The 23,473-nt window shown below is 64.8% G+C and carries 21 protein-coding genes and 1 pseudogene; 9 read left to right on the plus strand and 13 right to left on the minus strand.

Going from position 1 to position 23,473, the window contains the following annotated elements:
- Window positions 1-29 precede the first annotated feature (29 nt).
- Complete coding sequence (locus I6F16_RS20640; RefSeq protein WP_225113838.1) at window positions 30-668, plus strand: HAD family hydrolase; 639 nt, start codon at window positions 30-32, stop codon at window positions 666-668.
- Here the strand turns inward: I6F16_RS20640 and I6F16_RS20645 are convergent.
- A complete protein-coding gene (locus I6F16_RS20645; protein WP_225113837.1) occupies window positions 665-1,702 on the minus strand; it encodes a phenylacetaldoxime dehydratase family protein in 1,038 nt (345 codons plus the stop codon). The two genes, I6F16_RS20640 and I6F16_RS20645, sit on opposite strands and share 4 nt — an antisense overlap.
- A 28-nt stretch (window positions 1,703-1,730) precedes the next feature.
- Window positions 1,731-2,747 carry a carbon-nitrogen hydrolase family protein gene (locus I6F16_RS20650; RefSeq protein ID WP_225113836.1) on the minus strand — a complete coding sequence of 339 codons (1,017 nt, stop codon included), beginning with the start codon at window positions 2,745-2,747 and terminating at the stop codon, window positions 1,731-1,733.
- 194 nt (window positions 2,748-2,941) lie between these two features.
- Between I6F16_RS20650 and I6F16_RS20655 the strand changes: the two genes are divergently transcribed.
- The 4 genes from I6F16_RS20655 (at window position 2,942) to I6F16_RS20670 (ending at window position 7,200) form a co-directional block, all read left to right on the plus strand.
- A complete protein-coding gene (locus I6F16_RS20655; RefSeq protein WP_225113835.1) occupies window positions 2,942-3,898 on the plus strand; it encodes a helix-turn-helix domain-containing protein in 957 nt (318 codons plus the stop codon).
- A 149-nt stretch (window positions 3,899-4,047) separates the two neighbouring features.
- Window positions 4,048-5,073, plus strand: a complete 1,026-nt coding sequence (locus tag I6F16_RS20660; RefSeq protein WP_225113834.1) for an aldo/keto reductase — start codon at window positions 4,048-4,050, stop codon at window positions 5,071-5,073.
- Window positions 5,074-5,205: 132 nt separating this feature from the next.
- Complete coding sequence (locus tag I6F16_RS20665) at window positions 5,206-6,627, plus strand: MFS transporter (RefSeq protein ID WP_036025608.1); 1,422 nt, start codon at window positions 5,206-5,208, stop codon at window positions 6,625-6,627.
- A 123-nt stretch (window positions 6,628-6,750) separates the two neighbouring features.
- A complete protein-coding gene (locus tag I6F16_RS20670) occupies window positions 6,751-7,200 on the plus strand; it encodes a PEGA domain-containing protein (protein ID WP_036025610.1) in 450 nt (149 codons plus the stop codon).
- 77 nt (window positions 7,201-7,277) lie between these two features.
- On the opposite strand, the gene clpA is transcribed toward I6F16_RS20670, so the two are convergent.
- Both clpA and clpS read right to left on the minus strand, forming a co-directional pair.
- A complete protein-coding gene (clpA, locus tag I6F16_RS20675; protein WP_036015184.1) occupies window positions 7,278-9,686 on the minus strand; it encodes an ATP-dependent Clp protease ATP-binding subunit ClpA in 2,409 nt (802 codons plus the stop codon).
- Between the two features lie 286 nt (window positions 9,687-9,972).
- Window positions 9,973-10,305 carry an ATP-dependent Clp protease adapter ClpS gene (clpS, locus tag I6F16_RS20680; protein ID WP_036015195.1) on the minus strand — a complete coding sequence of 111 codons (333 nt, stop codon included), beginning with the start codon at window positions 10,303-10,305 and terminating at the stop codon, window positions 9,973-9,975.
- Window positions 10,306-10,783: 478 nt separating this feature from the next.
- Here clpS and I6F16_RS20685 point away from each other — a divergent pair, with 478 nt between their 5' ends.
- Window positions 10,784-12,145 (plus strand): TadE/TadG family type IV pilus assembly protein, encoded by a 1,362-nt coding sequence (locus I6F16_RS20685; protein ID WP_074448011.1) that lies wholly within the window; start codon window positions 10,784-10,786, stop codon window positions 12,143-12,145.
- Between the two features lie 72 nt (window positions 12,146-12,217).
- On the opposite strand, the gene I6F16_RS20690 is transcribed toward I6F16_RS20685, so the two are convergent.
- A complete protein-coding gene (locus I6F16_RS20690) occupies window positions 12,218-12,556 on the minus strand; it encodes a phasin family protein (RefSeq protein WP_028135884.1) in 339 nt (112 codons plus the stop codon).
- A gap of 387 nt (window positions 12,557-12,943) precedes the next feature.
- Here I6F16_RS20690 and I6F16_RS20695 point away from each other — a divergent pair, with 387 nt between their 5' ends.
- Window positions 12,944-14,794, plus strand: coding sequence for a D-alanyl-D-alanine carboxypeptidase (locus tag I6F16_RS20695; protein WP_036025614.1), 1,851 nt, complete (start codon window positions 12,944-12,946; stop codon window positions 14,792-14,794).
- 232 nt (window positions 14,795-15,026) lie between these two features.
- Here I6F16_RS20695 and I6F16_RS20700 read toward each other — a convergent pair whose 3' ends face one another.
- The 4 genes from I6F16_RS20700 to I6F16_RS20715 all read right to left on the minus strand — a co-directional run bounded on the left by I6F16_RS20700 (window position 15,027) and on the right by I6F16_RS20715 (window position 18,844).
- Window positions 15,027-15,752 carry a DnaJ domain-containing protein gene (locus I6F16_RS20700; protein ID WP_225113833.1) on the minus strand — a complete coding sequence of 242 codons (726 nt, stop codon included), beginning with the start codon at window positions 15,750-15,752 and terminating at the stop codon, window positions 15,027-15,029.
- Between the two features lie 70 nt (window positions 15,753-15,822).
- Window positions 15,823-16,572 carry a hypothetical protein gene (locus tag I6F16_RS20705; protein ID WP_036025619.1) on the minus strand — a complete coding sequence of 250 codons (750 nt, stop codon included), beginning with the start codon at window positions 16,570-16,572 and terminating at the stop codon, window positions 15,823-15,825.
- Window positions 16,573-16,716: 144 nt separating this feature from the next.
- Window positions 16,717-17,577 carry an alpha/beta fold hydrolase gene (locus I6F16_RS20710; protein ID WP_036015213.1) on the minus strand — a complete coding sequence of 287 codons (861 nt, stop codon included), beginning with the start codon at window positions 17,575-17,577 and terminating at the stop codon, window positions 16,717-16,719.
- Between the two features lie 343 nt (window positions 17,578-17,920).
- On the minus strand, window positions 17,921-18,844 hold the full coding sequence (locus I6F16_RS20715) for a division plane positioning ATPase MipZ (protein WP_036015216.1): 924 nt from the start codon (window positions 18,842-18,844) through the stop codon (window positions 17,921-17,923).
- Between the two features lie 282 nt (window positions 18,845-19,126).
- Here I6F16_RS20715 and panC point away from each other — a divergent pair, with 282 nt between their 5' ends.
- Entirely contained in the window at window positions 19,127-19,978 is an 852-nt protein-coding gene (gene panC, locus I6F16_RS20720) for a pantoate--beta-alanine ligase (protein WP_225113832.1), read from the plus strand.
- Here the strand turns inward: panC and I6F16_RS20725 are convergent.
- From I6F16_RS20725 to I6F16_RS20740, 4 genes are all read right to left on the minus strand, one after another.
- A complete protein-coding gene (locus I6F16_RS20725; RefSeq protein ID WP_036015220.1) occupies window positions 19,975-20,415 on the minus strand; it encodes a DUF1489 domain-containing protein in 441 nt (146 codons plus the stop codon). The genes panC and I6F16_RS20725 overlap by 4 nt on opposite strands.
- Window positions 20,416-20,457: 42 nt before the next feature.
- Window positions 20,458-21,459 (minus strand): hypothetical protein, encoded by a 1,002-nt coding sequence (locus I6F16_RS20730; protein ID WP_225173975.1) that lies wholly within the window; start codon window positions 21,457-21,459, stop codon window positions 20,458-20,460.
- A 156-nt stretch (window positions 21,460-21,615) separates the two neighbouring features.
- Window positions 21,616-21,819: a hypothetical protein gene (locus tag I6F16_RS20735; RefSeq protein ID WP_085969273.1), complete on the minus strand. Its 204-nt coding sequence runs from the start codon at window positions 21,817-21,819 to the stop codon at window positions 21,616-21,618.
- 275 nt (window positions 21,820-22,094) lie between these two features.
- The gene (locus I6F16_RS20740; RefSeq protein ID WP_036025622.1) at window positions 22,095-22,757 is read right to left on the minus strand and encodes a glutathione S-transferase family protein; all 663 of its coding nucleotides are present in this window, start codon (window positions 22,755-22,757) and stop codon (window positions 22,095-22,097) included.
- A 74-nt stretch (window positions 22,758-22,831) separates the two neighbouring features.
- On the opposite strand from I6F16_RS20740, the pseudogene I6F16_RS20745 reads away from it, so the two are divergent.
- Window positions 22,832-23,226, plus strand: a pseudogene (locus tag I6F16_RS20745) (DUF599 domain-containing protein); the annotation flags it as partial.
- Between the last annotated feature and the right edge of the window lie 247 nt (window positions 23,227-23,473).

Raw genomic sequence — 23,473 nt, forward strand, 5'->3', positions numbered from 1 at the left:
GACGGCAGTATCAACACCGGTCATGCCCGATGGTGACAATCTTTTTTGATCTCGACGGCACGCTGACGAACCCGAAGCCCGGGATCACCCGCTCGATCCAATATGCGCTGGAACGGCTCGGCGTTCCCGTGCCGAGCGAGGACGAACTGACCTGGTGCATCGGCCCTCCGCTGCTTGCCAGCCTTCGCAAGCTCACCGGAGCCGATGAGCTCGCCGACCGAGCACTGCTGCTCTATCGCGAGCGCTTTAGCGATATCGGCCTGTTCGAGAACGAGGCTTACAGCGGAATTACGGACACGTTATCTTCGCTCGCAGCGACACGTCAGCGCATGTTCGTGGCGACCAGCAAGCCCGCCGTCTACGCCAGCCGCATCGTCGATCATTTCGGCCTGAAGCCGTATTTCGAACGCGTGTTCGGCTCCGAGCTCGACGGCACGCGTGTCGACAAGCGCGACCTGCTTCGCTACGCGCTCGACGAGACCAGCGTCGATGCGAACAGCGCGATCATGATCGGCGACCGCAGCCACGACGTGGTCGGCGCCCGCACCAACGGCATGACCGCCATCGGCGTGCTCTACGGCTATGGCAGCGAAAGCGAGCTGCGGGAGGCCGGCGCGCATCACATCTGCGCGGCACATCCCGAGCTGCTCGGCCATTGTGTCGCTTAGGTGCTGACAGTTTCGACCGCCGCTAGCATGCCTGTCTTCGGGTGACAGTTCAGATATTCGAAGAACTGTTCGTCGGCGGCCGCCACCGTCACTTCGTGATAGAGCCGCAGCTTGGCTGACGGCCCGAGCGTCGACAGATATTTCATGCCCGCGCCGAAGATCCTGACATGGGTCGGATGCGACTCCGCCCAGCGTTCGAGCGCGGCGAGGCTCTTCCACCAGCTCTGCCCGTAGGATTTTTCGCTCGCGCTTCCGTCGGCCGCCAGCACCTGCATGTAGCGGTTGGCATAGCAACCAATCGCGAGGCCATCATCGCGCAGAAAGTCCATGCCTTCGCGTAGCACCGGTTCGACGTCGTCGAGATAGAGCTCTCGCTCGGATGCTTCCGTATCGCTCCAGTCCTGCCCGGACCGGATCAGGCAGAGATTATCGTGCGCCACGACTCTCAGCCGCGGGCCGTCGCAAATCAGCTCAGGCGCGCCACCAGGCGCCATCGCATCAGTCTGCGACAGCGGGATACGGTCGCGCATCCCGCCCCAATAGGCGTGCTCCTGCACCTCGCCGCTCATGCCTTCCGCAACGACGGCCACACCTTCCGGCCGATCGGACGAGGAGAACAGCGTCTCATGACGGGTCACATTGGGACGCAGCACCTCGATGAAGGTACCGATGCCTTCGCGCTTCCGCCCGGTCCACATCTCGCGCGCCCGCGCGAACCAGGCATCAAAGCGTGCGAGATCGTCCCAATAAGCGACCGTGACCACATTCTCGCTGCCGGACTGATCTGTACAACTTGCCCGGTCCCAATGCGACGGACCGCCATGGATTGCGAACAGTCCTGCGAGTTCTTTCAACGCGTCCATCGCCGCCGGTGCCGCACCACCATGCTGGACACCGAAATAGGCCATTACGACGCGGCTGACCGAAGGCTTGTAGCGCGCCACGAAGGACGGATATGGCGGCTGGTAATCGTCCGGCACGCGCTTGTGGCGCGTGCGTGGAGTTTCGAGATGCACAGGAATCGCGGATTCCATGGCCATGCCCTCCCCGTGATCGCGGCGATCAGCTTGCCGCCGCCGCAATGTCCATGGGCTCGACGGTATCGACCGGCAGCGCGAACTGCTCGACCCGCTGGTACCGCTTCTTGTTGAGCAGCAGCCGTGTGACGTCAGGCCGCGAATAATGTCCGACGGGATCGGCAGCATTCTTGGCAACGCCGATGGCGCCGAGATCGATCTCGGCGATCAGCAGGCCTTCCTGATCGGGTGCCAGCTTGTCCCCGATCTGACTGCCGTCGGGGCCGTAGATGGCCGCAAAGCCGCCGCCCGCATGCAGCAGCGCATTCTTGTCCGGCCGATCGCAGAGCTCGTCGATCATGGCCTGCGAGACGGTGGCGCAAGGCGCGAGCACGAAGCAGGAGCCTTCCACCGCATAGACGCGCGAAGCCGCGTTGTTGACCTCGGCCCCTAATGCCGGCGCGAAGGGATCGTAGAGCGAGAAGCTCGGCCAGGCCGCGACATGGACCTGCTCGTTCTGAGCGTACATCGCGTATTTCGATAGCGGCTGCAGATGCTCCCAGCAGCACAGGGCGCCGAGCCGGCCGATGTCGGGCCGCGCATGCACGGCGAGGTCGCTGCCGTCGCCTTCGCCATAGACCGTGCGCTCGGCATGGGTCGGCCGCAGCTTGCGGCGCTTTGCGATGGTCTCGCCATCAGGGCCGATCAGCCATTGCGCGAGGTAAAGGCTGCCGCCGTCGCGCTCGGACAAGCCGATCACGGCGGTGAGCCTTGCCTTGCGCACGGCCTCGCGCAGGCGTTCGGCCTGCGAGCTGTCATAGGACAGCGAATTGTCGAAATAGCGCTGCACGAAGCCCCGCCCGATCGCCCAGGCCGGGGAGTCCAGCCAGATGTGCCAGGGGTAGCCGGGGATAAAAGCTTCAGGAAAGGCGATCAGCTTGGCGCCCTTTTCCGCGGCCTCCCCGATCAGCGCGATCGACTTGTCGATCGAGGCGTCGAGATCGAGCCAGGCCGGTGCCGCCTGCACCACCGCAACCTTGTATTTCGGATGTTCGATGCCCATTGCCGCCTCCATTGCCGGTTGATCGCAAGCCACGTCCGATGCAGTCTATTTGGCCAAGCTGGGCGGCCAGGCGCTCGACCACGGCGGAACAAAAACTCGACTGGAAGGGATCGCCCGGTACGGAATTTGCCTCCGGTCAGGCTCGATCTGCGCCAACATGCGGTTTTGCAGGATGTGAAAGGGAGGCTGTCCTGATGCCAATCCAGTTCACGACAGACGGCAGTCCCGGCTACCGGCGGCTCGCGCTCTGGCAGGACATCGTCTGCGACGTCTTCGTCGGGCTCGACTGCAAGTCCGACCTCGGCAGCGCCTTTCATGGCTCGGTCACGCAGGCCTCGCTCGGCAAGGCCGTGTGCTCCGAGGTCTGCTCGGACCGCCAGCACGTCTTCCGCACACCGTCGCGCATCGCGCGCTCGGATCAGGGTTTCGTCCTAGTCGCACTCGGCAATCGCGGCAACGGTGGCGTTGTACAGGACGGCCGCGAGACCGTGATCCACCCCGGCGAGTTCGCGCTCTACGACACGACGCGCCCGTACGAGCTGAAGTTCAACGACAGTTTTACGCAGACCATCTTCAAGGTCCCACGCGAGATGCTGCAGCGGCGGCTCGGCGGCACCGAGACGCTGACCGCAATGTCATTCGGCGCTGACGTACCGCTCGAGCGGCTCGCCTATGATTTCATTATCCGGCTCTGCCAGAATGCGGATAGCTTGGCTCCGGATACGGCCACCGCTCTGTCGGAGCAGGCAGTTGATCTGCTTGCGATGGCATTGAGCGAGCGGCTCGGCAAGTCATCGCTGCCGTCCTCGACCCACCGCTCGGCCCTGCTCTACCGAGTGAAGGCGCACATCCGCGCGCACCTCGCCGATCCCGATCTCTCGGTCGCTGAAACCGCAGCCGCGCTCGGCATCTCGCCGCGCTATGTCAACGATCTTCTCGCAGACGAGGACACCTCCTTCCAGCGTCATGTCCTTGCCGAACGCCTCGCCCGATGTCGGAGAGATCTCGCCTCGCCTCTGCTCGCCCATCGCCACATCAGCGAGATCGCCTTCGCCTGGGGCTTCAACGACCTCTCGCATTTCGGCCGCGTCTTCCGCGAGCATTTCGGGATGTCGCCGCGCGACTTCCGGCAGAGCCAGTTGCGGCATTGAGGTGCATTCCAGTCGGCTGTCATCTGCACGATCAGGTCATGCCGAGCAGGGCCGGTATGTGAGCAGGTGATAGGACACGGCGCCTGCTTGCAGTATCTTCCGCCGCCAAGGCCGCCACGATCATCAGCGGCCAGCCGAGGAGCAGATCGATGGAATACCGACGCTTGGGCCGGTCCGGCCTTATGGTGCCTGCCTTGAGCCTGGGAACGGGCACGTTCGGCGGCGTCGGCCGCCTTGCGGCATGGGGCACGACGGACGCGACCGAGGCGCGGCGTCTTCTGGACATCTGTCTCGAGGCCGGCGTGTCGATGTTCGACACCGCAAATGTCTACTCGCTCGGCGAGTCCGAGCGGGTGCTCGGGCAAGCCATCAAGGGTCGCCGCGACAAGGTCCTGATCTCGACCAAAGCGACCTTCCGCTTCGGCGACGGTCCCAACGATATCGGCTCGTCGCGTGAGCACCTGCTCAAAGCCATCGACGGTTCGTTGAGCCGGCTCGGCACCGATTATATCGATCTTTTCCAGCTCCACGGCTTCGACGCCTTCACGCCGTCCGAAGAGGTGCTCTCGACTCTCGACGTGCTCGTGCGCGCCGGCAAGATCCGCTATGTCGGCGTCTCGAATTTCTCGGGCTGGCACCTGATGAAGTCGCTCGGCGTCGCCGACAAGCACGGTTTTCCGCGTTACGTCGCCAACCAGACCTACTATTCCCTGATCGGGCGCGACTACGAATGGGAGTTGATGCCGCTCGGCCTCGACCAGGGGTTGGGCGCCGTGGTCTGGTCGCCGCTCGGCTGGGGGCGCCTCACCGGAAAGATCCGCCGCGGTCAGCCGAAACCGGAAGTCAGCCGCCTGCCCAAGACGGCCGAATTCGGACCGCCCGTCTCGGACGAGCACGTCTACCGTGTCGTCGATGCGATCGACGAGATCGCGAAGGAGACCGGCAAGAGCGTCTCGCAGATCGCGCTGAACTGGCTGCTGCAGCGTCCGACGGTCTCGACGCTGATCATCGGCGCACGCAACGAGACCCAGCTGCGCGAAAATCTCGGCGCGGTTGGCTGGTCCTTGACCAAGGACCAGGTCGCAAAGCTCGATGCCGCGAGCACGGTGACGCTGCCCTATCCCTACTGGCACCAGCGCGTGACCTTCAGCGACCGCAATCCACCGGCGGTGTAGGACAGCTGCATCAAGCGCGCTTGGGTAAGCCGGCGCGCTGGCGGCCGGTTCCGGAACTATCGCGGCCCTGCCCTGTTGGCGCAATACTCGGCATGTGGCCGAGTCCGATTCGCCAACGATACGCCGCTCACGATGTCGACAGTCACCATTGAGCATGCCGACGGCCTGCCGCAGCCGCAACGCAATCAGGCGGTGCTGACCATTGCGCTCGGCATCGTCATGGCGGTGGTCGACAGCACCATCGTCAATGTGGCGCTGCCGACGATCGCGGCCGATCTCGATGCGACCCCGGCCTTGTCGATCTGGATCGTCAGCGGCTACCAGCTCGCGATCACGATCTCGCTGCTGCCGCTGGCTTCGCTCGGCGAGATCGTCGGCTATCGCCGCGTCTATCTGGTCGGGTTGGCGCTGTTCACGCTGGCCTCGGCCTTCTGTGCGCTGGCCCACACGCTGCCGCTGCTGACGATCGCGCGCATCCTCCAGGGCTTTGGCGCGGCCGGCATCATGAGCGTCAACGCCGCGCTGGTGCGTTTCACCTATCCGCGCAGCCTGCTCGGCCGCGGCATCGGGCTCAACGCGCTCGTCGTCGCCTTCTCGGCCGCGATCGGCCCGACACTCGCCGCCGGCATCCTCGCGGTCGGAAGCTGGCCCTGGTTGTTCGCGATCAACGTGCCGCTCGGCGTGGTGACACTGGTGCTGGGCCTGCGCAGCCTGCCGCACACCAAGCCCGCGAGCCGCTCCTTCGACTGGCAGAGTGCAGGGCTGTCGGCGATCACGTTCGGCGTCGGCATCGCGGCGGTCGACAACGTCGGTCATGGCGAGGCCGCGATCACTTGTCTCGTGCAATTCGTCATCGCGATCGCCGCGGGTGCGCTGCTGATCTATCGCGAGACTCACATGACCTCGCCGCTCTTGCCGATCGACCTGCTGCGCATCCCCGTTTTCGCGCTGTCGATTGCGACCTCGATCGCATCGTTCTGCGGGCAGATGCTGGCCTTCGTCGCGATCCCCTTCTATCTCCAGAGCCGCTTCGGCTATTCGGCCGTGCATATGGGTCTGTTGATCACGCCATGGCCGATCGCATTGGCGTTTGCGGCCCCTCTCGCCGGCCGCCTGGTCGAGCATTATCCGGCCGGCCTGCTCGGCGGTATTGGGCTCACGCTATTCGCCTGCGGCCTTGGCGCGCTCGCCTTCCTGCCGGCGACGCCAACGCCGCTCGACGTGATCTGGCGGATGGCGCTCGCCGGCGCCGGCTTCGGTCTGTTCCAGACCCCCAATAACCGCACCATGATCGCAGCCGCCCCGCGCGAGCGCGCCGGCGGCGCCAGCGGCATGCTGGGGACGGCGCGCCTGCTCGGCCAGACCACCGGAGCGGCGCTGGTGGCGCTGTTGCTCGGACGGTATCCGCTTGAGGGGACCAGGCTGGCGCTCCTTGTCGGCGTTGGATTTGCGCTGTGCGGCGCGATGCTGAGCATGCTGCGGCTTTCCACAGCCGGCGCGCGCGGTGCCGAGCACGTCCGCGTGCAGGACGATCAGCGCCTGCGGGGTGAATAGCCGGACCCGACCCGGTTCGCGCGTAGTCGTGCACAACCTCCGCGTGGCTTAACTATTCGGAGCAATGGCCTATTGCCCTCCCGCCCCGGTTGCGCATAGTGGCGGTGGGACAAGGGGCATTTCATGCGTTCATTTGGAATTGTGGCGCTCAGCGTCATGCTGGGCGGCTGCGCGTCGGTCACGCGCGGTACGACGGAGAATATCAGCATTTCATCGACACCATCAGGCGTGGAAGCCGTCGTCAGCGGAATGGACGTTCCGACCACCTGCACGACCCCTTGCTCCGTGGTCGTCAAGCGGAACGCCGACATCTCGATCACCTTCCAGAAGGAAGGCTATCAGCCGCAAATCGTTCCGCTCAGCCGGGACGTCCAGACGGGCGGAGCCGCGGGTTTTGCGGGCAATCTCCTGTTGGGCGGTATCGTCGGCATGGGCGTCGACGCAGCGACCGGAGCCGCGACCGATCACAAGCCGAATCCGGTCATCGTGACGATGCAGCCGTCGGTCCCGCACGCAGCACCGCGCGCACCGAGAAAGCCGCGGCCACCGCGCGAACCGCAGGCCGGAACGTAAGGCCTCCTCGCGCAGACATCGGTGCAAACAAAAAGGCCGGCTTTGCAGCCGGCCTTTTCGATTTCATCACGTGCCGATCAAACCTTGACCAGCGGCCCCTTGGAGGTCGGCCCCTTCGAGCCGCCGGGGCCACCCGGCTTGGATTTGCCCGGCGGGCGCTTGCGGGTGCCGGGCAGCTTCTCCTGCTTCGGCGTGACCGGGCCCTCGACGAATTCGAAGCCGATCTTCTCCTTGGTCTCGTCGGCCTCGTCCTTGACAAGGACGACGCGAACGTGGCCGCCACCCTTGAGCTTGCCGAACAGCACCTCGTCGGCCAGCGGCTTCTTGATGTGCTCCTGGATCACGCGCGCCATGGGACGTGCGCCCATCTGCTCGTCGTAGCCGTGCTGGACCAGCCAGGCCTTCGCCGGCTCGGACAGCTCGATGGTCACATCGCGGTCGCCGAGCTGCGCCTCGAGCTGAAGCACGAACTTCTCGACCACGGTGCCGATCACCTCGACGCTGAGATGGCCGAACGAGACGATGGCATCGAGACGGTTGCGGAATTCCGGCGCGAACTGCCGGTTGATCGCCTCGTGATCGTCGCCTTCCCGCTTCGACCGGGTGAAGCCGAACGCCTGCTTGGCGAGATCCGCCGCGCCGGCATTCGTGGTCATGATCAGGATCACGTTGCGGAAGTTGACCTGCTTGCCGTTGTGGTCGGTGAGCCGGCCGTGGTCCATGATCTGGAGGAGCACGTTGTAGAGGTCGGGATGCGCCTTCTCGATTTCGTCGAGCAGCACCACGCAATGCGGATGCTGGTCGACGCCGTCGGTGAGCAGGCCGCCCTGGTCGAAGCCGACATAGCCGGGAGGCGCGCCGATCAGGCGCGACACGGTGTGCCGCTCCATGTACTCGGACATGTCGAACCGCAGCAGCTCGACGCCGAGCGTCGCCGCGAGTTGCTTGGCGACCTCGGTCTTGCCGACGCCGGTGGGGCCAGAGAACAGATAACAGCCGATCGGCTTCTCCGGCTCGCGCAGGCCGGCACGCGCCAGCTTGATCGAGGCGGCGAGCGATTCGATCGCCTTGTCCTGCCCGAACACGGTGCGCTTCAAGGTCTGCTCGAGATGCTTGAGCACCTCGGCGTCGTCCTTCGACACGCTCTTCGGCGGGATCCGAGCCATCGAGGCGATCGTGGTCTCGATCTCCTTGATGCCGATGGTCTTCTTGCGCTTGTTCTCGGCGACCAGCATCTGCGCCGCGCCGGACTCGTCGATCACGTCGATCGCCTTGTCGGGCAGCTTGCGGTCGTGGATGTAGCGCGATGAGAGCTGCACCGCCGCCTCGATCGCCTCATTGGTGTACTTCAGCCGGTGATAGTCCTCGAAGTACGGCTTGAGGCCCTTGAGGATCGCGATGGCGTCCTCGACCGTCGGCTCGTTGATGTCGATCTTCTGGAAGCGCCGCACCAGCGCGCGGTCCTTCTCGAAGTGCTGGCGATATTCCTTGTAGGTGGTCGAGCCCATGCAGCGGATCGTGCCCGAGGCGAGCGCGGGCTTGAGCAGGTTCGAGGCATCCATCGCCCCGCCCGACGTCGCGCCCGCACCGATCACGGTGTGGATCTCGTCGATGAACAGGATGGCGTTGGGATGCGCCTCGAGCTCCTTGAGCACCTGCTTCAGGCGCTCCTCGAAGTCGCCCCGATAGCGCGTGCCGGCAAGCAGCGTGCCCATGTCCAGCGAGAACACGGTGGCCGCCGCCAGCACCTCCGGCACTTCGCTGTCGACGATGCGCTTGGCGAGCCCTTCTGCGATCGCGGTCTTGCCGACGCCGGCTTCACCGACGAACAGCGGGTTGTTCTTCTGCCGGCGGCACAGCACCTGGATCGCGCGATTGATTTCGGAATTGCGTCCAATCACCGGATCGATCTTGCCGTCGCGCGCCTTCTTGTTGAGGTTGACGCAATAGGTCTCGAGCGCCTCGCCCTTCTTCTTGGCGTCCTCGTTACCCTTGGTCTCGGTCTCCTCGTCGACGCCGCGCACCGGCCGCGCCTCGGAGACGCCCGGCCGCTTGGCAATGCCGTGGCTGATGTAGTTGACGGCGTCGTAACGCGTCATGTCCTGCTCCTGCAGGAAATACGCGGCATGGCTCTCGCGTTCGGCGAAGATCGCGATCAACACGTTGGCGCCGGTCACCTCTTCGCGACCGGACGACTGCACATGGATCACCGCGCGCTGGATCACGCGCTGGAAACCGGCGGTCGGCTTGGCGTCGTCGGCGCCATCCGTCACCAGGTTCTCGAATTCGGTCTCAAGGTAGTTGACGAGGCTCGTACGGAGCTTGTCGAGATCGACGCTACAGGCGCGCATGACGGCGGCTGCATCGGAGTCGTCGATCAAGGAGAGCAAGAGATGCTCGAGCGTCGCGTATTGGTGATGACGCTCATTTGCGATCGCCAGCGCACGATGCAGGGATTGTTCAAGGCTTTGGGAAAAAGTCGGCATTCGCGTCCTCTATGGCCCCCACCATCATGATCGTCATCGCCCGGTCAGGCAACAACAACCTTTGTCACATATAGTTATACAAGACCGCGGCGAAAGACCGGTTCCGCGACTCGGCGGCGACACACTTGCGGCATTTTCGATGCAAAACCCGTTCCGATTTGGGCGGGATCGGCGCCGGCGCAGAATTCCGTAGTTTTGCCGGCTGCAGCCCACCGCGCGCAGCCGCAACGCGACAATCACACTGCGGCTTGTACAAGAGCCGGCTTCAAACGCGCCGCAAGCCGTCTTACTTCTTTTCCATCACGCATTGCAGCGGGTGCTGGTGCTTGCGGGCGAAATCCATCACCTGCGTCACCTTGGTCTCGGCGATCTCATAGGTGAACACGCCGCACTCGCCGATCCCGTGATGATGGACGTGCAGCATGATCTTGGTCGCGGCTTCGATGTCCTTGTTGAAGAACTTCTCCAGCACGTGAACGACGAACTCCATCGGCGTGTAGTCGTCGTTGAGGATCAGCACGCGATACAGGTTGGGCCGCTTGGTCTTGGGCTTGACCTTGGTGATGACCGACGTGCTCGGACCCGAGGGAGTACCCGAACGGTTGTCGTCATTGCTCATGCGAGGCGCGTCGGCAGCGGCTGGCGCGGACAGATCGAGGCTGGAAGTCAATTGCAGCATGGCACAGGCGTTCAAATTCCCCACGGAAGCGAATGGCGGTCACCGCGCGACCCCGCCCTTCGGAGCCTGGCGCAGGCGCACCGCCTTGGATCGCCTCTCCCGGCAAATGCGGTCGAGGCCGGATCGCTCGCCAGCAATATGGCCCTGCCCCCGGCCCGCCGCAAGCACGCGGGGGTTCAGCCCATGCGGTCGCAGCAGTCCCGATTCCCGGTCCGGGCGATCCTGATCAGGTTAATCAATCCGGAGCGATTTGACAAAAATTTCCGCCCGGCACGTTTAGAACGTGTTGACCAGGAACCCGGCCGTTAACCCGGCCGCGACGGTTTTCCGCAAAACGCTCCGTTTTTCTACGGTCCAATTTACCTGCCATTCAATGGCATGGCGCGAAATCGGGCAAAACACAGATTTCGGGATCGTCATGTCTGGTCTGCCCCTCGTCAGCCGCCTTGGTCGACAACTCGCCCGTTTCGCAGCGGCCGAGCAAGGCAATATCGCAGTGATCTTCGCCATTGCGCTCGTTCCAGTGCTGAGCTTCGTCGGCGCGGCGATCGACTATAGCCGCGCGGCCCAGGCGCGCACCGCGATGCAGTCGGCCCTCGATTCCACCGCGCTGATGCTGTCACGGGACCTGTCCGCCGGCACCATCTCGACGTCTCAGATCTCCACCAAGGCCCAATCCTATTTCAACGCCCTGTTCACGGACACCAAGACCCTGCCCTCGGTCAGCGTCGGCGCCACCTACAACGCGAGCACCAGTATCGGCTCGACGATCCAGCTGACCGGAACCGGCACCTACACGACGAGCTTCATGAAGATCGCCGGCTTCCCGACCCTCGACGTCGGCACCTCATCCACCAGCGCCTGGGGCCTGACGCGCATGCGCGTGGCCCTGGTGCTCGACGTCACGGGATCGATGGCGTACGACGACAAGATGCCGGCGATGAAAACGGCCGCGAAGAACCTGGTCGACCAGCTCAGCGCGCTCGCGAAGACCAACGGCGACGTCTACATCTCGATCGTGCCGTTCGCCAAGGACGTCAACGTCGGCAGCAGCAACTACACGAAGAGCTGGATCGACTGGTCCGACTGGGAGGCCGTGAACGGGACCTGTAGCAACACATCCTACACGAGACAGTGGACCTGCGTTAACAACGGCAAGATTTGGACACCGAGGAACCACAACACGTGGAACGGGTGCGTCACCGATCGTGACCAGGACTATGACACCAAGAACACGACTCCAGTGAGCAGCAATTCGGCTACGCTTTTCCCGGCCGAGCAATATTCCTACTGCAACTCCAGCAATTCGGCCTACATCCAGCCGGTCATGCCGCTCAGTTACGATTGGACCTCGCTCAAATCTCTGATCGACAAGCTGGTTCCGACCGGCAACACCAACCAGGGCATCGGCCTTGCCTGGGGCTGGATGACGCTGTCGATGGGCGACCCCATGAATGCCCCGGCCAAGGACACGAACTACACCTACAAGGATGCGATCGTCCTGCTCTCCGACGGTCTCAACACGCAAAACCGCTGGTACAGCGGTGCTTCGCAGATCGACGCTCGCCAGAAGGTCCTCTGCGACAACGCCAAGGCCCAGCCCAACAACATCACGATCTATACGGTGCAGGTGAACACCGGCGGCGATCCGACCTCGAGCGTGCTGCAATATTGCGCCAGCGGCAGCGACAAGTTCTATCTGGTCACTTCGGCGAGCCAGACGGTCTCGGTGTTCAAGGATATCGGCACTTCGCTGTCGAAGCTGCGCGTCGCACGCTGACGGTCGCATCGCTCACAACAAAAAGCCCGGCTGGTTCAGCCGGGCTTTTCGATTCCAGGATGTCTCGAGACGTTACTGAGCGGCCGGGGTGAACTTCGACACGATGGTCTCGACCGGCTTGAACGCCTGCTTGGCGAGGTCGCTGTAGAGGCCGGCGATCTTCTGCGATTCCGCGACAAAGGTTTCGTAGGCGGAACGGGCAAAATCGGTCTGCGCTTCCATCGCCTTGTCCAGCGACTTCACGCCGGAAAGCTTCTCGACGAAGGACTTGGTGTCTTCGAACGACTTCTTCGTGTAGTCGCCATAGGCGCTGGCGATCGCCTGGAGGCCGTGCTGCACCGAGGTCGCGGAGGCAACGCACTGCTCGAACTGCTCTTTCCCGTAGCTCTGGAAGTCTTCAACCTTGAACATTTCGGAATCCTTTTCCCTGGCTCGCGTCGGGAAGCCCCGGCTCCCTGACTCCGCCCAAAATTAGTGCAACGCACAACAAAGTCAAGAATCTTGTGCGACGCACAAATCCGGCGCAAATCGCAGAGATTCCCGGGGTTTCCCGCAAGGGTTCCTTAAGCTTTTGGAAACCGGGCCACCCTACTTTGATTCCCTGGACGTGGTCACATCCGCGAGCGGCCAAAAGCCGTTTGAGAACATCACCTTAGCCAGAACAGCGGCTCGGGTCCAACGTCCCCCGCGGCCAACAACCAGCGGAGGGACAGCCTGAGCAGGTAATGATCCCGGGTCCGTCGGGCACAATTTCGCCTCACGAGCCGGTGATCAAGTCAGAAACGGGGACGGGGTTCCATGCTTCGTAAAAACTTGTCTGCCTCGCGCTGGGCGCGGGTTGGCGTTTTCGGGCTTCTTACGGTCACCACCGCAGTCATCTTCACCGTCGACGCAGCCGAGGCGCGGCGCCATCGTCGACATTATGCGCACCACCGGGTGCAGCACGACGTGTCCGAGAGCTCCAGCTCGAAATTCGCGTCCATCATCATCGACGGCAATTCCGGCGCAGTGCTCCAGGCGACGAGCCCTGACGCGATCCGCCACCCGGCCTCGCTGACCAAGATCATGACGCTCTATCTGCTGTTCGAACGCCTCGAATCCGGCAAGATGAAGCTCGACACCGAGATGCCGGTGTCCAAGCACGCCGCCGACCAGGATCCCACCAAGCTGAATCTGCGTGCCGGCCAGACCATTCGCGTCGAGGACGCGATCAAGGGCCTCGTCACCCGTTCGGCCAACGACGCAGCCGTGGTAATCGCGGAAGCGATCGCCGGTGACGAGGACGACTTCGCCCGGATGATGACGCGCAAGGCGCGCTCGCTCGGCATGTCCAGGACGGTTTACCGCAATGCCAACGGCCTGCCCAACGACGAGCAGGTCACGACCGCGCGCGACCAGGCCACGCTGGGTCGCGCCATTCAGGAGCGCTTCCCCCGCTACTATCGCTATTTCGCGACCTCGACGTTCAATTGGCGCGGACAGTCGATCCGCAACCACAATCGCCTGCTCGGCAGTGTCGAAGGCGTGGACGGCATCAAGACGGGCTACACCCGCGCCTCCGGCTTCAACCTCGTCAGCTCGATCCGCCGCGGCAACCGCCACCTGATCGGCGTGGTGCTCGGCGGCCGCAGCGGTGGCTCGCGCGACGCCATCATGCGCAACCTGCTCGCGGAGAACCTCGACAAGGGTGCGACCGTCCGCACCGTCGCTGCGGTCACGGAGCGCAACGGCACTGAAGCCAACACCGATGTCGCCGATGCCTCGGATATGCCGGCACGGCCCGCCCTGCCGGTCCAGGCCGCGGCGGCCCCTGCTCCTGAAGCCGCCCCTTCGCGCCTCGCCGCGCGTCTGTCGACGCTGGCCGCAGCGACTGCGGCGATGCCTCCCGCTCACTCCAAACCCGAAGCTCGGCCGACGGAGTCCAAGGTGGAGCCGGCGCCGCTCACCAATGGCGTTATCTCGAGTCAGCCGCTCTCCATCATCCCCGGCTCGTCCGAGCCGATGAAGCCGGTTCGGGTCAAGACCGTTCAGGTCAAGGCCGGCGCCGTGAAGGTCGCCTCCGCGGCTCCCGCCCAGGGTGGTGTCCAGGTCGTTGCGCCACCGGTCACCAGCACCGTCCCGCACCGCTCCGACGTCGCGGAAACCTCCGGTGCCGTCGTCGCCAGGGCAGATCTCATCAACAAGCCGGAGGCGGTGAGCCAGCCCGAAGCGCCGAAGGCCGAGATGGCCCGCACCGAACTGCCGCGGCAGCCGGCGGGCTTCGGTACCGGCAACGGCATCCTTGGCGTGCTGCCGGCCGCAACCCCCGCCGCACCGGCTCCCGCCGCACCCAAGCTCGCCTCGGCCGACCCGGCGCCGCAGCCGATCCAGATGAGCGCCACCACCAAGCCCGCCGTCATCCACAGCGGCTGGATCGTCCAGGTCGGTGCGCTCGAGAGCGAGAACGAAGCTCAGCAGCGCATCGACGCGGCCCGCAACTCGGCCCGCGGCCTGCTCAGCAAGGCGGACCCGTTCACCGAGCCCGTCGTCGCCAAGGATAATCGCAAGCTTTACCGCGCCCGCTTCGCCGGGCTCGAGCGCGATCAGGCCGAAGCCGTCTGCCGCACCTTGAAACGTGCCGAGATCTCCTGCATCACCGTTCGCAACTGATTTTCTTCTCCGCTCCAGACCAAATGCCCGCGCCTTGCGCGGGCATTTTCGTTTTGGTGAGGCGGTGATGCGCAGGCTGTTCCGGACAAGGCTGTTCCACGACAACCTCTCGTCAAGGATTTACGGTTAAAACTTTGCTCAAGGGGATCGACCACGCCGACAAGGGCGGGCGACGGCAGACAGAGCAAACGGAGCTCACGCGGTACGGGCGTTTGTAGCGTTGGTGCCGGAGTTAGCCGTTATGCGTGCGAAGCAGAGTATCCTTGGCCTCGTTTACCCGGGCAGCGAGATACGTCGAGCCCCCCTGGTCGGGATGGAGTTTCTTCATCAGGGACTTGTGGGCCCGGCTGATGTCGTCGCGCCCCGCTCCCGGCTGCAAGCCAAGGATCTGATAGGCTTCCTCCGCCGTCATTTTGCTGCTCGCCGCCGTGCGGCGCTGCCGCCCTGCCGTATCGCCCTGCGCGTTCTGACGCCAAGCGGGAAACCGGCGGTCCAGATAGCTTTCAAGTAGGGCCACGCTCTCGGCGTCGAACGTCGGGACCATCGCGAGCAAGCCGGCGAGATCGAATTCGTCGAGATTGAGCCCGGCATGAGGCCCCGCAACGATCTGGCCAGAAAGCTGGCCGGAATCGTGGTCGAGCCGCATGTCCAGGAATTGCGAGCGCACCCGCGAGGCCTGCCCGGACGGGCGCGTCGCACCGCCGCCGAACAGCCCGCCGACATTGCCGAAGCCGGCATTCGCGAGTGGTGTCCAGCCGAGCAGGCCCGCGCCGAAAATTCCGAGCGGGATCGCAACCGCCAGCTCGCCGCGCAAGCCGGTGAAGGCCGCGACCACCAGCGCCAGCACGCCGCCGCCGAACTTGAGGGTGCGCGCCAGCACCGCTGGATTGGCGGAGCGGAACATCTGGAGCAGCAGGTACAGCGTGATAACGGCGACAGCGCCGGCGATCAGGGTCATGGCCGGAATATAGTCGTGCTGTTGTCAAAAAGCATGGCGCCCAGCGCCGCAAGCCGCACCGGCCGGGCCGCTATTTCATCTGGCTGATCAGCTTCGCCGCGCCACTCACGCTTCCAGCCAGCTTCAACAGCGCCTCACGTCCACCCGCGGCATAGGCCGCAGCTGCCCGCAACAGCTCGCGCAGCTGCGCTGCCGCACCGGGATCGAACCGGCACCAGGCACCGCCAGTCAGCCGCGCCATCTCGCGGAAGGCCTGTTCGGCGACCGCGTCATGGCCCTCCTGAAAGACGAATACGGGCACCTTGAGCATGCCGAGCTCGCCGGCCTTGGCGCAGAGCTCGTCGATGTCTTCCTCCATGGCATCGCCGACGAAGACCACGGCCCGAACGCCGGATGCGACTGCCTCGCGCCTAGCCTCGCTCAGGACCTTGCCGATCTGGGTATCGCCGCCGCGGCAATCGATCTTGCTCATCAGCGTCGCCAGCCTGGCGCTGTCTGAAATCCAAGCCGTGGCGCGGCACTCGTTGAGGCCGCGATAGTAGACCAGCCGGATGTCGAGACTGCCGAGCGCTGCGGTCTCGCGAAACATGTCGGCCTGGAGCGCGCAGGCCATGTCCCAGGTCGGCTGCCGGCTCATGGTCGCATCCAGCGCGAAGATCAGCCGCCCCCTCGCGCCCGGGGCATGCGGCGAGAGGGTCCGCGCCTTGGCAACGAACGCGGCGATGTCTTCCGAGGTCGAGGTTTGCGCTTGCGGCAGCACGCCGTCTGCTCGCGCCGAGACGGTATCGCGGCCGCGCGGTTTGATGGGTTCGCCCGACATCGCAGCTACACCTTGCGTCAACAGCTAATGTGGTCAGCGCATGCGGCCCGGTCAATGCGCAAAGCCTCCGCAGGCGGGCGCCGGCGGAGGCTTTGCCAATTGATGCAGCCTTGCGACGACGTCAGCTCGGTAAGCTCTTGGAAGTCAGCTCTTGGCAGGAGCCATCAGGGCAACGGGGCCCGGCTCGAGGATCTTGGGCGGGGCGGACTGCGTGTCGACCGGTGCGATCTCGCTGTCGGTCGCGCTCAGGAACTTGTCGAGCATGCTCTGGATCGAGCTTTTCGCCACATCCGGACCGGTATCGCGCATGTCGTTGTGCTGGAACTCGGTCTTCACGACCTGAATGCCTGCCTGCTCGCATTCCTCGTCGGTCGGAATCACGCCGGCGTCGGCCTTGAACTGCGGATCCTGGGAGCGGAACGACAGGATCTTGAACTTGCCCGCGGTGACGAAGGGCACGCGCAGATTGTCGAGGGTGACGACCTTCTTGACCTCATCCGGATACTGCTTGGCGAAGTACATGGTGATGTCGCCGCCCATGGAATGGCCGACCATCGTAACCTTGTCGTAATCGGCGTTGGGCTGAACCTTCTTCATCTCGTGCACGGCGAGATGGATGTTGGCGACGCCGCGCAGGATCTGCGGCAGCCGGCCGACATAGAGCTCGCCGGGCTTGGTGACCATCGGAGGATCAGTCGGCAGATCGTGCTGCGGGCTCATGACCATGTAGCCGCGCGCAGCGAAGATGTTGGCGAGGAAGCCGTATTCGGTGTTCTTGACGGTGTTGCCGTGATTGATCACCGCGACGGGCAGCTTGATCATGCCGGCATTGGCCTGCATTTCCTTGTCGCGGCGCACCGCGATGGAAACAGGCACCGGACGGTTATCGCGCGAGGCATCGTAGAATGTGATGGTCTCGTGCTTGATCGCCCACTTGCTCGCCGTGAAATAGGCGATGCCGCAGAGGGCACTGACCGAAACCAGAACGGCAATTCCACGCTTCATTTTCGTCCTCAGCCTCAGGCCTAAGCGGCCTGAATCCCTGTTGAAAATCGTGTTCTCCGGGGCTCTTCGTCCCCTTGTCGCCTATTCCCTAATATATGTCACAGCAGCGTGACAGGAAGGCTAAATGTTGTGAATCCGCAGCCCTTTCATTGTGCGTTGCACTCGTTCGGTGAGCACCCCATTCTCATACCGCTACGTGAGGGTGCAGGTCCCTATTCGACGCAACCGGTCTTGATCGGGTTCGACTCGCGGTAAACGCAGGGTGAAAACGCGCGCGGCGCAGTCCCGGTTCCCGCGCCAGCCGAAGGCCCGGATCGGCCGGGAGTAGCCTTATACCGCGAGGTCAGGCGCCGAGGATATCGTGGACCTCGAGCGGCTTGTCGACCTGGCTGAACCACTCGGCCCGGTTGGCCGCGCGGCGGCGGCCGCGCTCGTCGAGCGGGAGCTTGAGCTGGCGGAGCAGGCTCGTCACCTCCTCCCGCGCAGTGAGATGGCCGAGATTGGGCCGCATGCCGAGCGTGGCCTCGTCGATATCGTCCAGGGCGGTCAGGCCGCGTGGGAAGAATTCGCGGTACACGACGCGCTCGGCGAACCCGTCGACGTAGCGGAAGCCGAGCCGCAGCGACAGATCCTTCAGGCCCTCGGCGACGAGCTGCTTGTTGCGCGAGCCGAGCATGGAAAGGCGGTTGCGCACGACGATCCAGTCTGTGGTTGCGCCGTCGAGCTGGCGTCGCTTGCGCCTGACGTCACGCACCATCTCGGCGTAGTGGCTCTCGCCCGTCACTGCGTAAGTCGCGGGATCGACGGTGCCGAGCACGTCGAAATCGAGGAAGCTGTCGTTGATCGGCGTGACCAGGGTGTCGGCCATCGAATGCGCGAGCCGCATCAGATAGCTGTCGGTGCCGGGCGTATCGATGACGATGAAGTCGAAGCTGCTCTCGACCGCGGAGACGGCTTCCATGAACTGCTGGAACTCGGAATTCTCGTTCTCGGCAATCTGCATGGTCTCGCCGAGCTTGATGCAGCGATGCACCGGCAGCTCGAGGTCGAGCTTGGTACGTTGCGCCCAGGCGGACCGGTTGCCGATGTAGCGCGTGAAGCTCTGCTGGCGACAATCGAGGTCGATGGTGGCGACGCGCTGGCCGGCCTTCAGAAGTGCAACGGCGATGTGCAAGGCCGTGGTCGATTTGCCGGAGCCGCCCTTCTCGTTGCCGAGCACGACCACGTGCGCCGAGCCGGATTGGCCTTGGCTAGCCTGCACAAGCATGGCGATCCTCAACACCCCTTGCGAATATCTTCGAGTTGACCGCGTCAGCGGTCAAGTGAAATGCGTAACAGGAAATGCAAATTGCAACGCGCCGTTCTCACGATGTGTCGCGGCGCCGTCTTTCGTCTGTGATCCAGCCCACAATGTCGCGACGTTCTACGCCGCCTTGCGCGGGATGCTGTGCCGCATCCGGATGCATGGCGTCCACGATCTCCGCTTGTTAAGGTTAGCCGCCGGGCGCGACGCCCCGCACCTGCGCCGCTTCCCAATCGTCGAGTCCCAATGTCAGCAAGCCCATTGATCGCCCGCACGGTCCCCGCCCTGCGACGCGCCGTCGACAATCTCCGCAAGCGAAAGGCCACGATCGCACTGGTCCCGACCATGGGGGCACTCCATGACGGGCATGTGTCGCTGGTTCGCCTCGCCAAGCGGCGCGCCAGCCGCGTCGTGGTGTCGATCTTCGTCAACCCGACCCAGTTCGCTCCGACCGAGGATTTCGGCGCCTATCCGCGCACCTGGAAGGCCGACATCGCCAAGCTCGCGGCCGAGGACGTCGATATCGTCTGGCACCCGGGCGTCGCGGCCATGTATCCGGAGGGGTTTGCCACCCGCATCGCGCCGGAGGGGCCGGCGCTCGCCGGCCTCGAGGACCGCTTCCGCCCGCACTTCTTCGGCGGTGTCGCCACGGTCGTCGGCAAGCTGTTCACGCAAGTCCGGCCGGATGTCGCGATCTTCGGCGAAAAGGATTTCCAGCAATTGCGCGTGGTGACGCAGATGGCGCGCGACCTCGACCTCGGTGTCAAGGTGATCGGCTCCCGCACCGTGCGCGAGCGCGACGGACTCGCGATGTCCTCGCGCAACGTCTACCTCTCGCCCGAGGAGCGCCAGACCGCCATTGTCCTCTACCGCGCCATGAGAGAGAGCGCCGGGCGCATCCGTGCCGGCGATTCGATCGCGCCGGCGATGGCCGGCGGTGCAGACATGGTCAAGGCGGCTGGCTTGGTGCTCGACTATTACGAGGTCCGCCATGCCGAGACGCTGGCACCGGTCACCTCGCGCAAGGACGGCCCCTTGCGGATCCTGGTCGCAGCCAAGCTCGGCACCACCCGGCTGATCGACAATATGGCTGTTTAGAGCAGTCCGAGGTCACGCAGCTCGCGCCGCATCGGCTCCGGCATCGCCGCAATCGAGCCGGCCGCTGACTTGCCGAGATCGGCCGGCACGGAATCGTCGGTCAGATAGCGCCAGCCCTGGAACGGGCGCATCGGCCGCGGCGAGACCGAGATCACTTTCGGCTGCATCACGATCCGGCAGCGCCCGATGCCGTCCTTGTCGCGGAACGGCTCGATGCCGATGATCTTTTCGCGCGCGGCGATCTCGCCCTTGATCACCCAGTAGAGCGAGCCGCCGGCGAGGATCTCGGCGTCGCGCTTGGGCACCATGCGGGTGATGTGGATGTGATGTTGCGGCAGACCCTTCTTCTTGGCGGTCTGCATCCGTTCGGCCACCCACTCCTTCAATTCCTTGACGGAGTCGCAGCCGACGGCGAGCTTGATCAGATGGAGTGGCATGCCCAAGCATTAGCCGGGCAACCCAGCATTTGGAATGCCGATCTACTCGTTATCCGCAGGCGCGGGCGCGGCGGTCGAGGCCGGCGGCGGCGCGAGCGGAACCGGCGCCGTAGGCGCACGCGCAGCCTTTTGGGGCGGCGGCTTCTTCGCAGCCGGCGGGCTCGATGCCGGAGGCGCTGCGGCCTGTGCGGAGGCCGCGGCCGGCGCACGCGGTGCTGCCGCCGCATTTGCGGCCGGCGCGGCCTGGCGCGTCGCCGCCGTGGGCTCCGGATTCATGATGCTCACCGGCGGCGTCGAGGACGCGCTCGGGAACTCGGCATTGGTCGGCCTGCCCGTCGGCATTGACGGCGGCAGTCCGGCGAGCGCGGCGTTGGCGGGCATCGCCGCTGCGGCTGCTGCGGGCGCGTTCCAGGTCGGCGCATAGCGCGCGACCAGGGTCTCGTAGAGATGGGAGTCCATGTTGGCGGCAACCTGCTGCTGGTCGGTCAGCGAGCGGAACGCGGCGCAATCGAACTGCGTGCAGCCGTCACGCGCCACCAGCACATGTGCAACGAGACCGTAACGATCCCGCTCGAGCGACTTGCGCAGCACCTTCATGTCGAGGGTCAGGCTCTTCTCCGCCGTGGCGACATCGCCGAGCGCGGTCAGGCGGTCGATCCTGGCGGCGGTGTAGGAGACCGCCGCGGCCGCAGCGTCAGGCGCTCCGAACAGCGCCTTCTCGCAGCCGGCGCCAACGGCATCGCCGGCGAGATCGTCGAGACAGGACAGCGCAGGCAGACTCGCGCTCACCACAGCTTGCGCGCGCGCCTCGGCCGGAGCGGACGGCGCGTCCGGTCCATAGAGACGCACCGTGGCTGCGCCGGCGATCGCGATGGATAGCAGGGTAATGACGGTCAGCGCGCCGTTCGCGACCGATCTGTCGGCGCGCAACAGCGTGATCAGCAGAATCAATCCGAAGAATCCGGCAGCCGCCAGCGTCATCCAAATCGGGAAGGCCGGCGAGAGCCAGATTTGGTCGAGCGAAGTGGCCCATGCCCAGTTCATGCGCGACGTCCCCTCACGCGAGCAAAGAGCGGATGGTCAAGCGAGCACCGCGAGTCGGCAACTGCCCCCGCCCACCCTTGTGAAGGTGAAGCGGGCCTTTTGACGGCGGCAGAGTACAATTCCCGGGAGGCGCCTATGCACTGACGGCGTCGGCCTTCAGGAGAGCGCGAGCTGGCTTTCCTTGGCGACGCGCTCGAAGGCTTCGGTCGAGCTTTTGATCCGATACTGGCAGTCGTCGCCTTCGGTCGGGAGCAGACGGATGACCTCATACGCGCCGCTCGCAGCCGGACGCGCGACATTGCTGGCCGTGAATAGGACGCGCGTTCCCACGGGGAATTTGTGCTTCAACACCCTCTCCATTACTCAAACAGCGCCCGCCTCGCCCAGTGTCCCACTGCGAGGGCCGGCCGGAAACCCGGGCGGCTGTATAGCACGCGTCCGATGCTTTTGGCCAGCGCCATGCCGGCATGGCCCGCGCACAATTTTTGCAGTTATTTCAGGATGATAACGGGACAGCCGGTGGGGCGATGGTACCGGCGGAGCTGCTTATTCCGCCGACCTGTCGCAGGCCTGTCGCACCCTCCTCCCGATCGGCTGGCGTCCCCGCCTCCGGCCGGCGCCGGTCGGACTGCCGCTCAGGCGTCCTCGAACTTGGCGATGACGAGCGTTTCGGCCAGTCCATCCCGGGTCCATTCCTGGAACGCCGGCAGCGCCATCATGGTCTCCATGTAGGCCCTGGTGTCCGGCGCCACCTCGATCGCATAGGTGCGGAAGCGGTGCACGACGGGGGCATACATGGCGTCCGCCGCACCGAAGCGGCCGAACAGGAACGGTCCCTGTGCGCCATAGCGGGTGCGGCACTCGCGCCAGATCTCCTCGATGCGCGCGATGTTCGCCTTGGCATCCGCCGACAGCGCCACGGCGCGGATCGGCCGGTGCAGGTTCATGCCGCATTCGTTGCGCAGCGCCACAAAGCCGGAATGCATTTCGGCGCATACCGACCTGGCATGCGCGCGCGCGGCGACGTCGTCAGGCCAGAGCTTCGCTTCCGGATAGCGCTCGGCGACGTACTCGATGATGGCAAGCGAATCCCACACGGTGACGTCGCCGTCGACCAGCACGGGCACCTTGCCGGCGCGGCTGAAGGACAGGATCTGCGCCTTGTCGGCGGGATCGTCGGTGTAGAGCGGGATCAGCGTCTCCACGAACGGGATGTCGTTGGCGCGGAGCGCGAGCCAGGGCCGCATCGACCATGACGAGTAGTTCTTGTTGCCGATCGCGAGTTTCAGCGCAGCCATGTCACTGGTCCTTCGTTGAGTCCTGCAGTTGCAGCCGCTTTTAGCGCCATCGCCTGCCGCCAATCAATCGTTGCTCGCCCGCTTTGTGGGAGCTGAAATGCGTCGGCCTCGTGCTGATTTGCGTCTACGCCTTCTTCAAATTCGCCTGGGCCTATCGCCTGTTCAACTATGTCGCGATCCTGTTCGGCGGTATGCCGCCGGCCTCACAGCGCGACACCCCCGAGGCCGAAGCCCACGTCATCCGCACCTCGCGCCTGTTCGAATCCGCCGGCCGCCACTTCAACCGCGGCCAGCGTGCCTTCTTCTTCGCGCTCGGCTATCTCGGCTGGTTCGTCAGCCCCTGGGTGCTGTTCGTGACCACGGCAGCGGTCGTGGTCGTGACCTGGCGGCGGCAGTTCGCGTCCAGCGCCTGGGCCGCGATGGCACCGGGGCGGTGGATGGTGGTGAGGGGATGAAGCGAGGGCATTGAGCCACGTGTCCCGGACAAGCTGCAACGCGTGAAGCGTTGCGGCGCAGAGCCGGGACCCAGCGCCACACGGATTGCTCGGAGGCATGGGCCCCTGCTCTGCAGCGCATCGTCGAACCGGACGATGCTTCGCATCGCCGGGGGGACGCTGCGCTGCGTCCGGGGCACGAGATCGGATCACAGACATGCCTTCGCGATCTCGCGGCTGCTTCGCCCGAGCTTTGCTTCGTCTCGCCGCCCTCAGATGCAA

It is taken from the genome of Bradyrhizobium sp. IC4060, from assembly GCF_020193715.1.
GTDB classification, from domain to species: Bacteria; Pseudomonadota; Alphaproteobacteria; order Rhizobiales; family Xanthobacteraceae; genus Bradyrhizobium; species Bradyrhizobium yuanmingense.

Bases quoted from the DNA above. Each gene is read 5' to 3' on its own strand.
- I6F16_RS20640 (WP_225113838.1), top strand. From the start codon at position 30: ATGGTGACAATCTTTTTTGATCTCGACGGCACGCTGACGAACCCGAAG.
- I6F16_RS20645 (WP_225113837.1), bottom strand. From the start codon at position 1,702: ATGGAATCCGCGATTCCTGTGCATCTCGAAACTCCACGCACGCGCCAC.
- I6F16_RS20650 (WP_225113836.1), bottom strand. From the start codon at position 2,747: ATGGGCATCGAACATCCGAAATACAAGGTTGCGGTGGTGCAGGCGGCA.
- I6F16_RS20655 (WP_225113835.1), top strand. From the start codon at position 2,942: ATGCCAATCCAGTTCACGACAGACGGCAGTCCCGGCTACCGGCGGCTC.
- I6F16_RS20660 (WP_225113834.1), top strand. From the start codon at position 4,048: ATGGAATACCGACGCTTGGGCCGGTCCGGCCTTATGGTGCCTGCCTTG.
- I6F16_RS20665 (WP_036025608.1), top strand. From the start codon at position 5,206: ATGTCGACAGTCACCATTGAGCATGCCGACGGCCTGCCGCAGCCGCAA.
- I6F16_RS20670 (WP_036025610.1), top strand. From the start codon at position 6,751: ATGCGTTCATTTGGAATTGTGGCGCTCAGCGTCATGCTGGGCGGCTGC.
- clpA (WP_036015184.1), bottom strand. From the start codon at position 9,686: ATGCCGACTTTTTCCCAAAGCCTTGAACAATCCCTGCATCGTGCGCTG.
- clpS (WP_036015195.1), bottom strand. From the start codon at position 10,305: ATGAGCAATGACGACAACCGTTCGGGTACTCCCTCGGGTCCGAGCACG.
- I6F16_RS20685 (WP_074448011.1), top strand. From the start codon at position 10,784: ATGTCTGGTCTGCCCCTCGTCAGCCGCCTTGGTCGACAACTCGCCCGT.
- I6F16_RS20690 (WP_028135884.1), bottom strand. From the start codon at position 12,556: ATGTTCAAGGTTGAAGACTTCCAGAGCTACGGGAAAGAGCAGTTCGAG.
- I6F16_RS20695 (WP_036025614.1), top strand. From the start codon at position 12,944: ATGCTTCGTAAAAACTTGTCTGCCTCGCGCTGGGCGCGGGTTGGCGTT.
- I6F16_RS20700 (WP_225113833.1), bottom strand. From the start codon at position 15,752: ATGACCCTGATCGCCGGCGCTGTCGCCGTTATCACGCTGTACCTGCTG.
- I6F16_RS20705 (WP_036025619.1), bottom strand. From the start codon at position 16,572: ATGTCGGGCGAACCCATCAAACCGCGCGGCCGCGATACCGTCTCGGCG.
- I6F16_RS20710 (WP_036015213.1), bottom strand. From the start codon at position 17,577: ATGAAGCGTGGAATTGCCGTTCTGGTTTCGGTCAGTGCCCTCTGCGGC.
- I6F16_RS20715 (WP_036015216.1), bottom strand. From the start codon at position 18,844: ATGCTTGTGCAGGCTAGCCAAGGCCAATCCGGCTCGGCGCACGTGGTC.
- panC (WP_225113832.1), top strand. From the start codon at position 19,127: ATGTCAGCAAGCCCATTGATCGCCCGCACGGTCCCCGCCCTGCGACGC.
- I6F16_RS20725 (WP_036015220.1), bottom strand. From the start codon at position 20,415: ATGCCACTCCATCTGATCAAGCTCGCCGTCGGCTGCGACTCCGTCAAG.
- I6F16_RS20730 (WP_225173975.1), bottom strand. From the start codon at position 21,459: ATGAACTGGGCATGGGCCACTTCGCTCGACCAAATCTGGCTCTCGCCG.
- I6F16_RS20735 (WP_085969273.1), bottom strand. From the start codon at position 21,819: ATGGAGAGGGTGTTGAAGCACAAATTCCCCGTGGGAACGCGCGTCCTA.
- I6F16_RS20740 (WP_036025622.1), bottom strand. From the start codon at position 22,757: ATGGCTGCGCTGAAACTCGCGATCGGCAACAAGAACTACTCGTCATGG.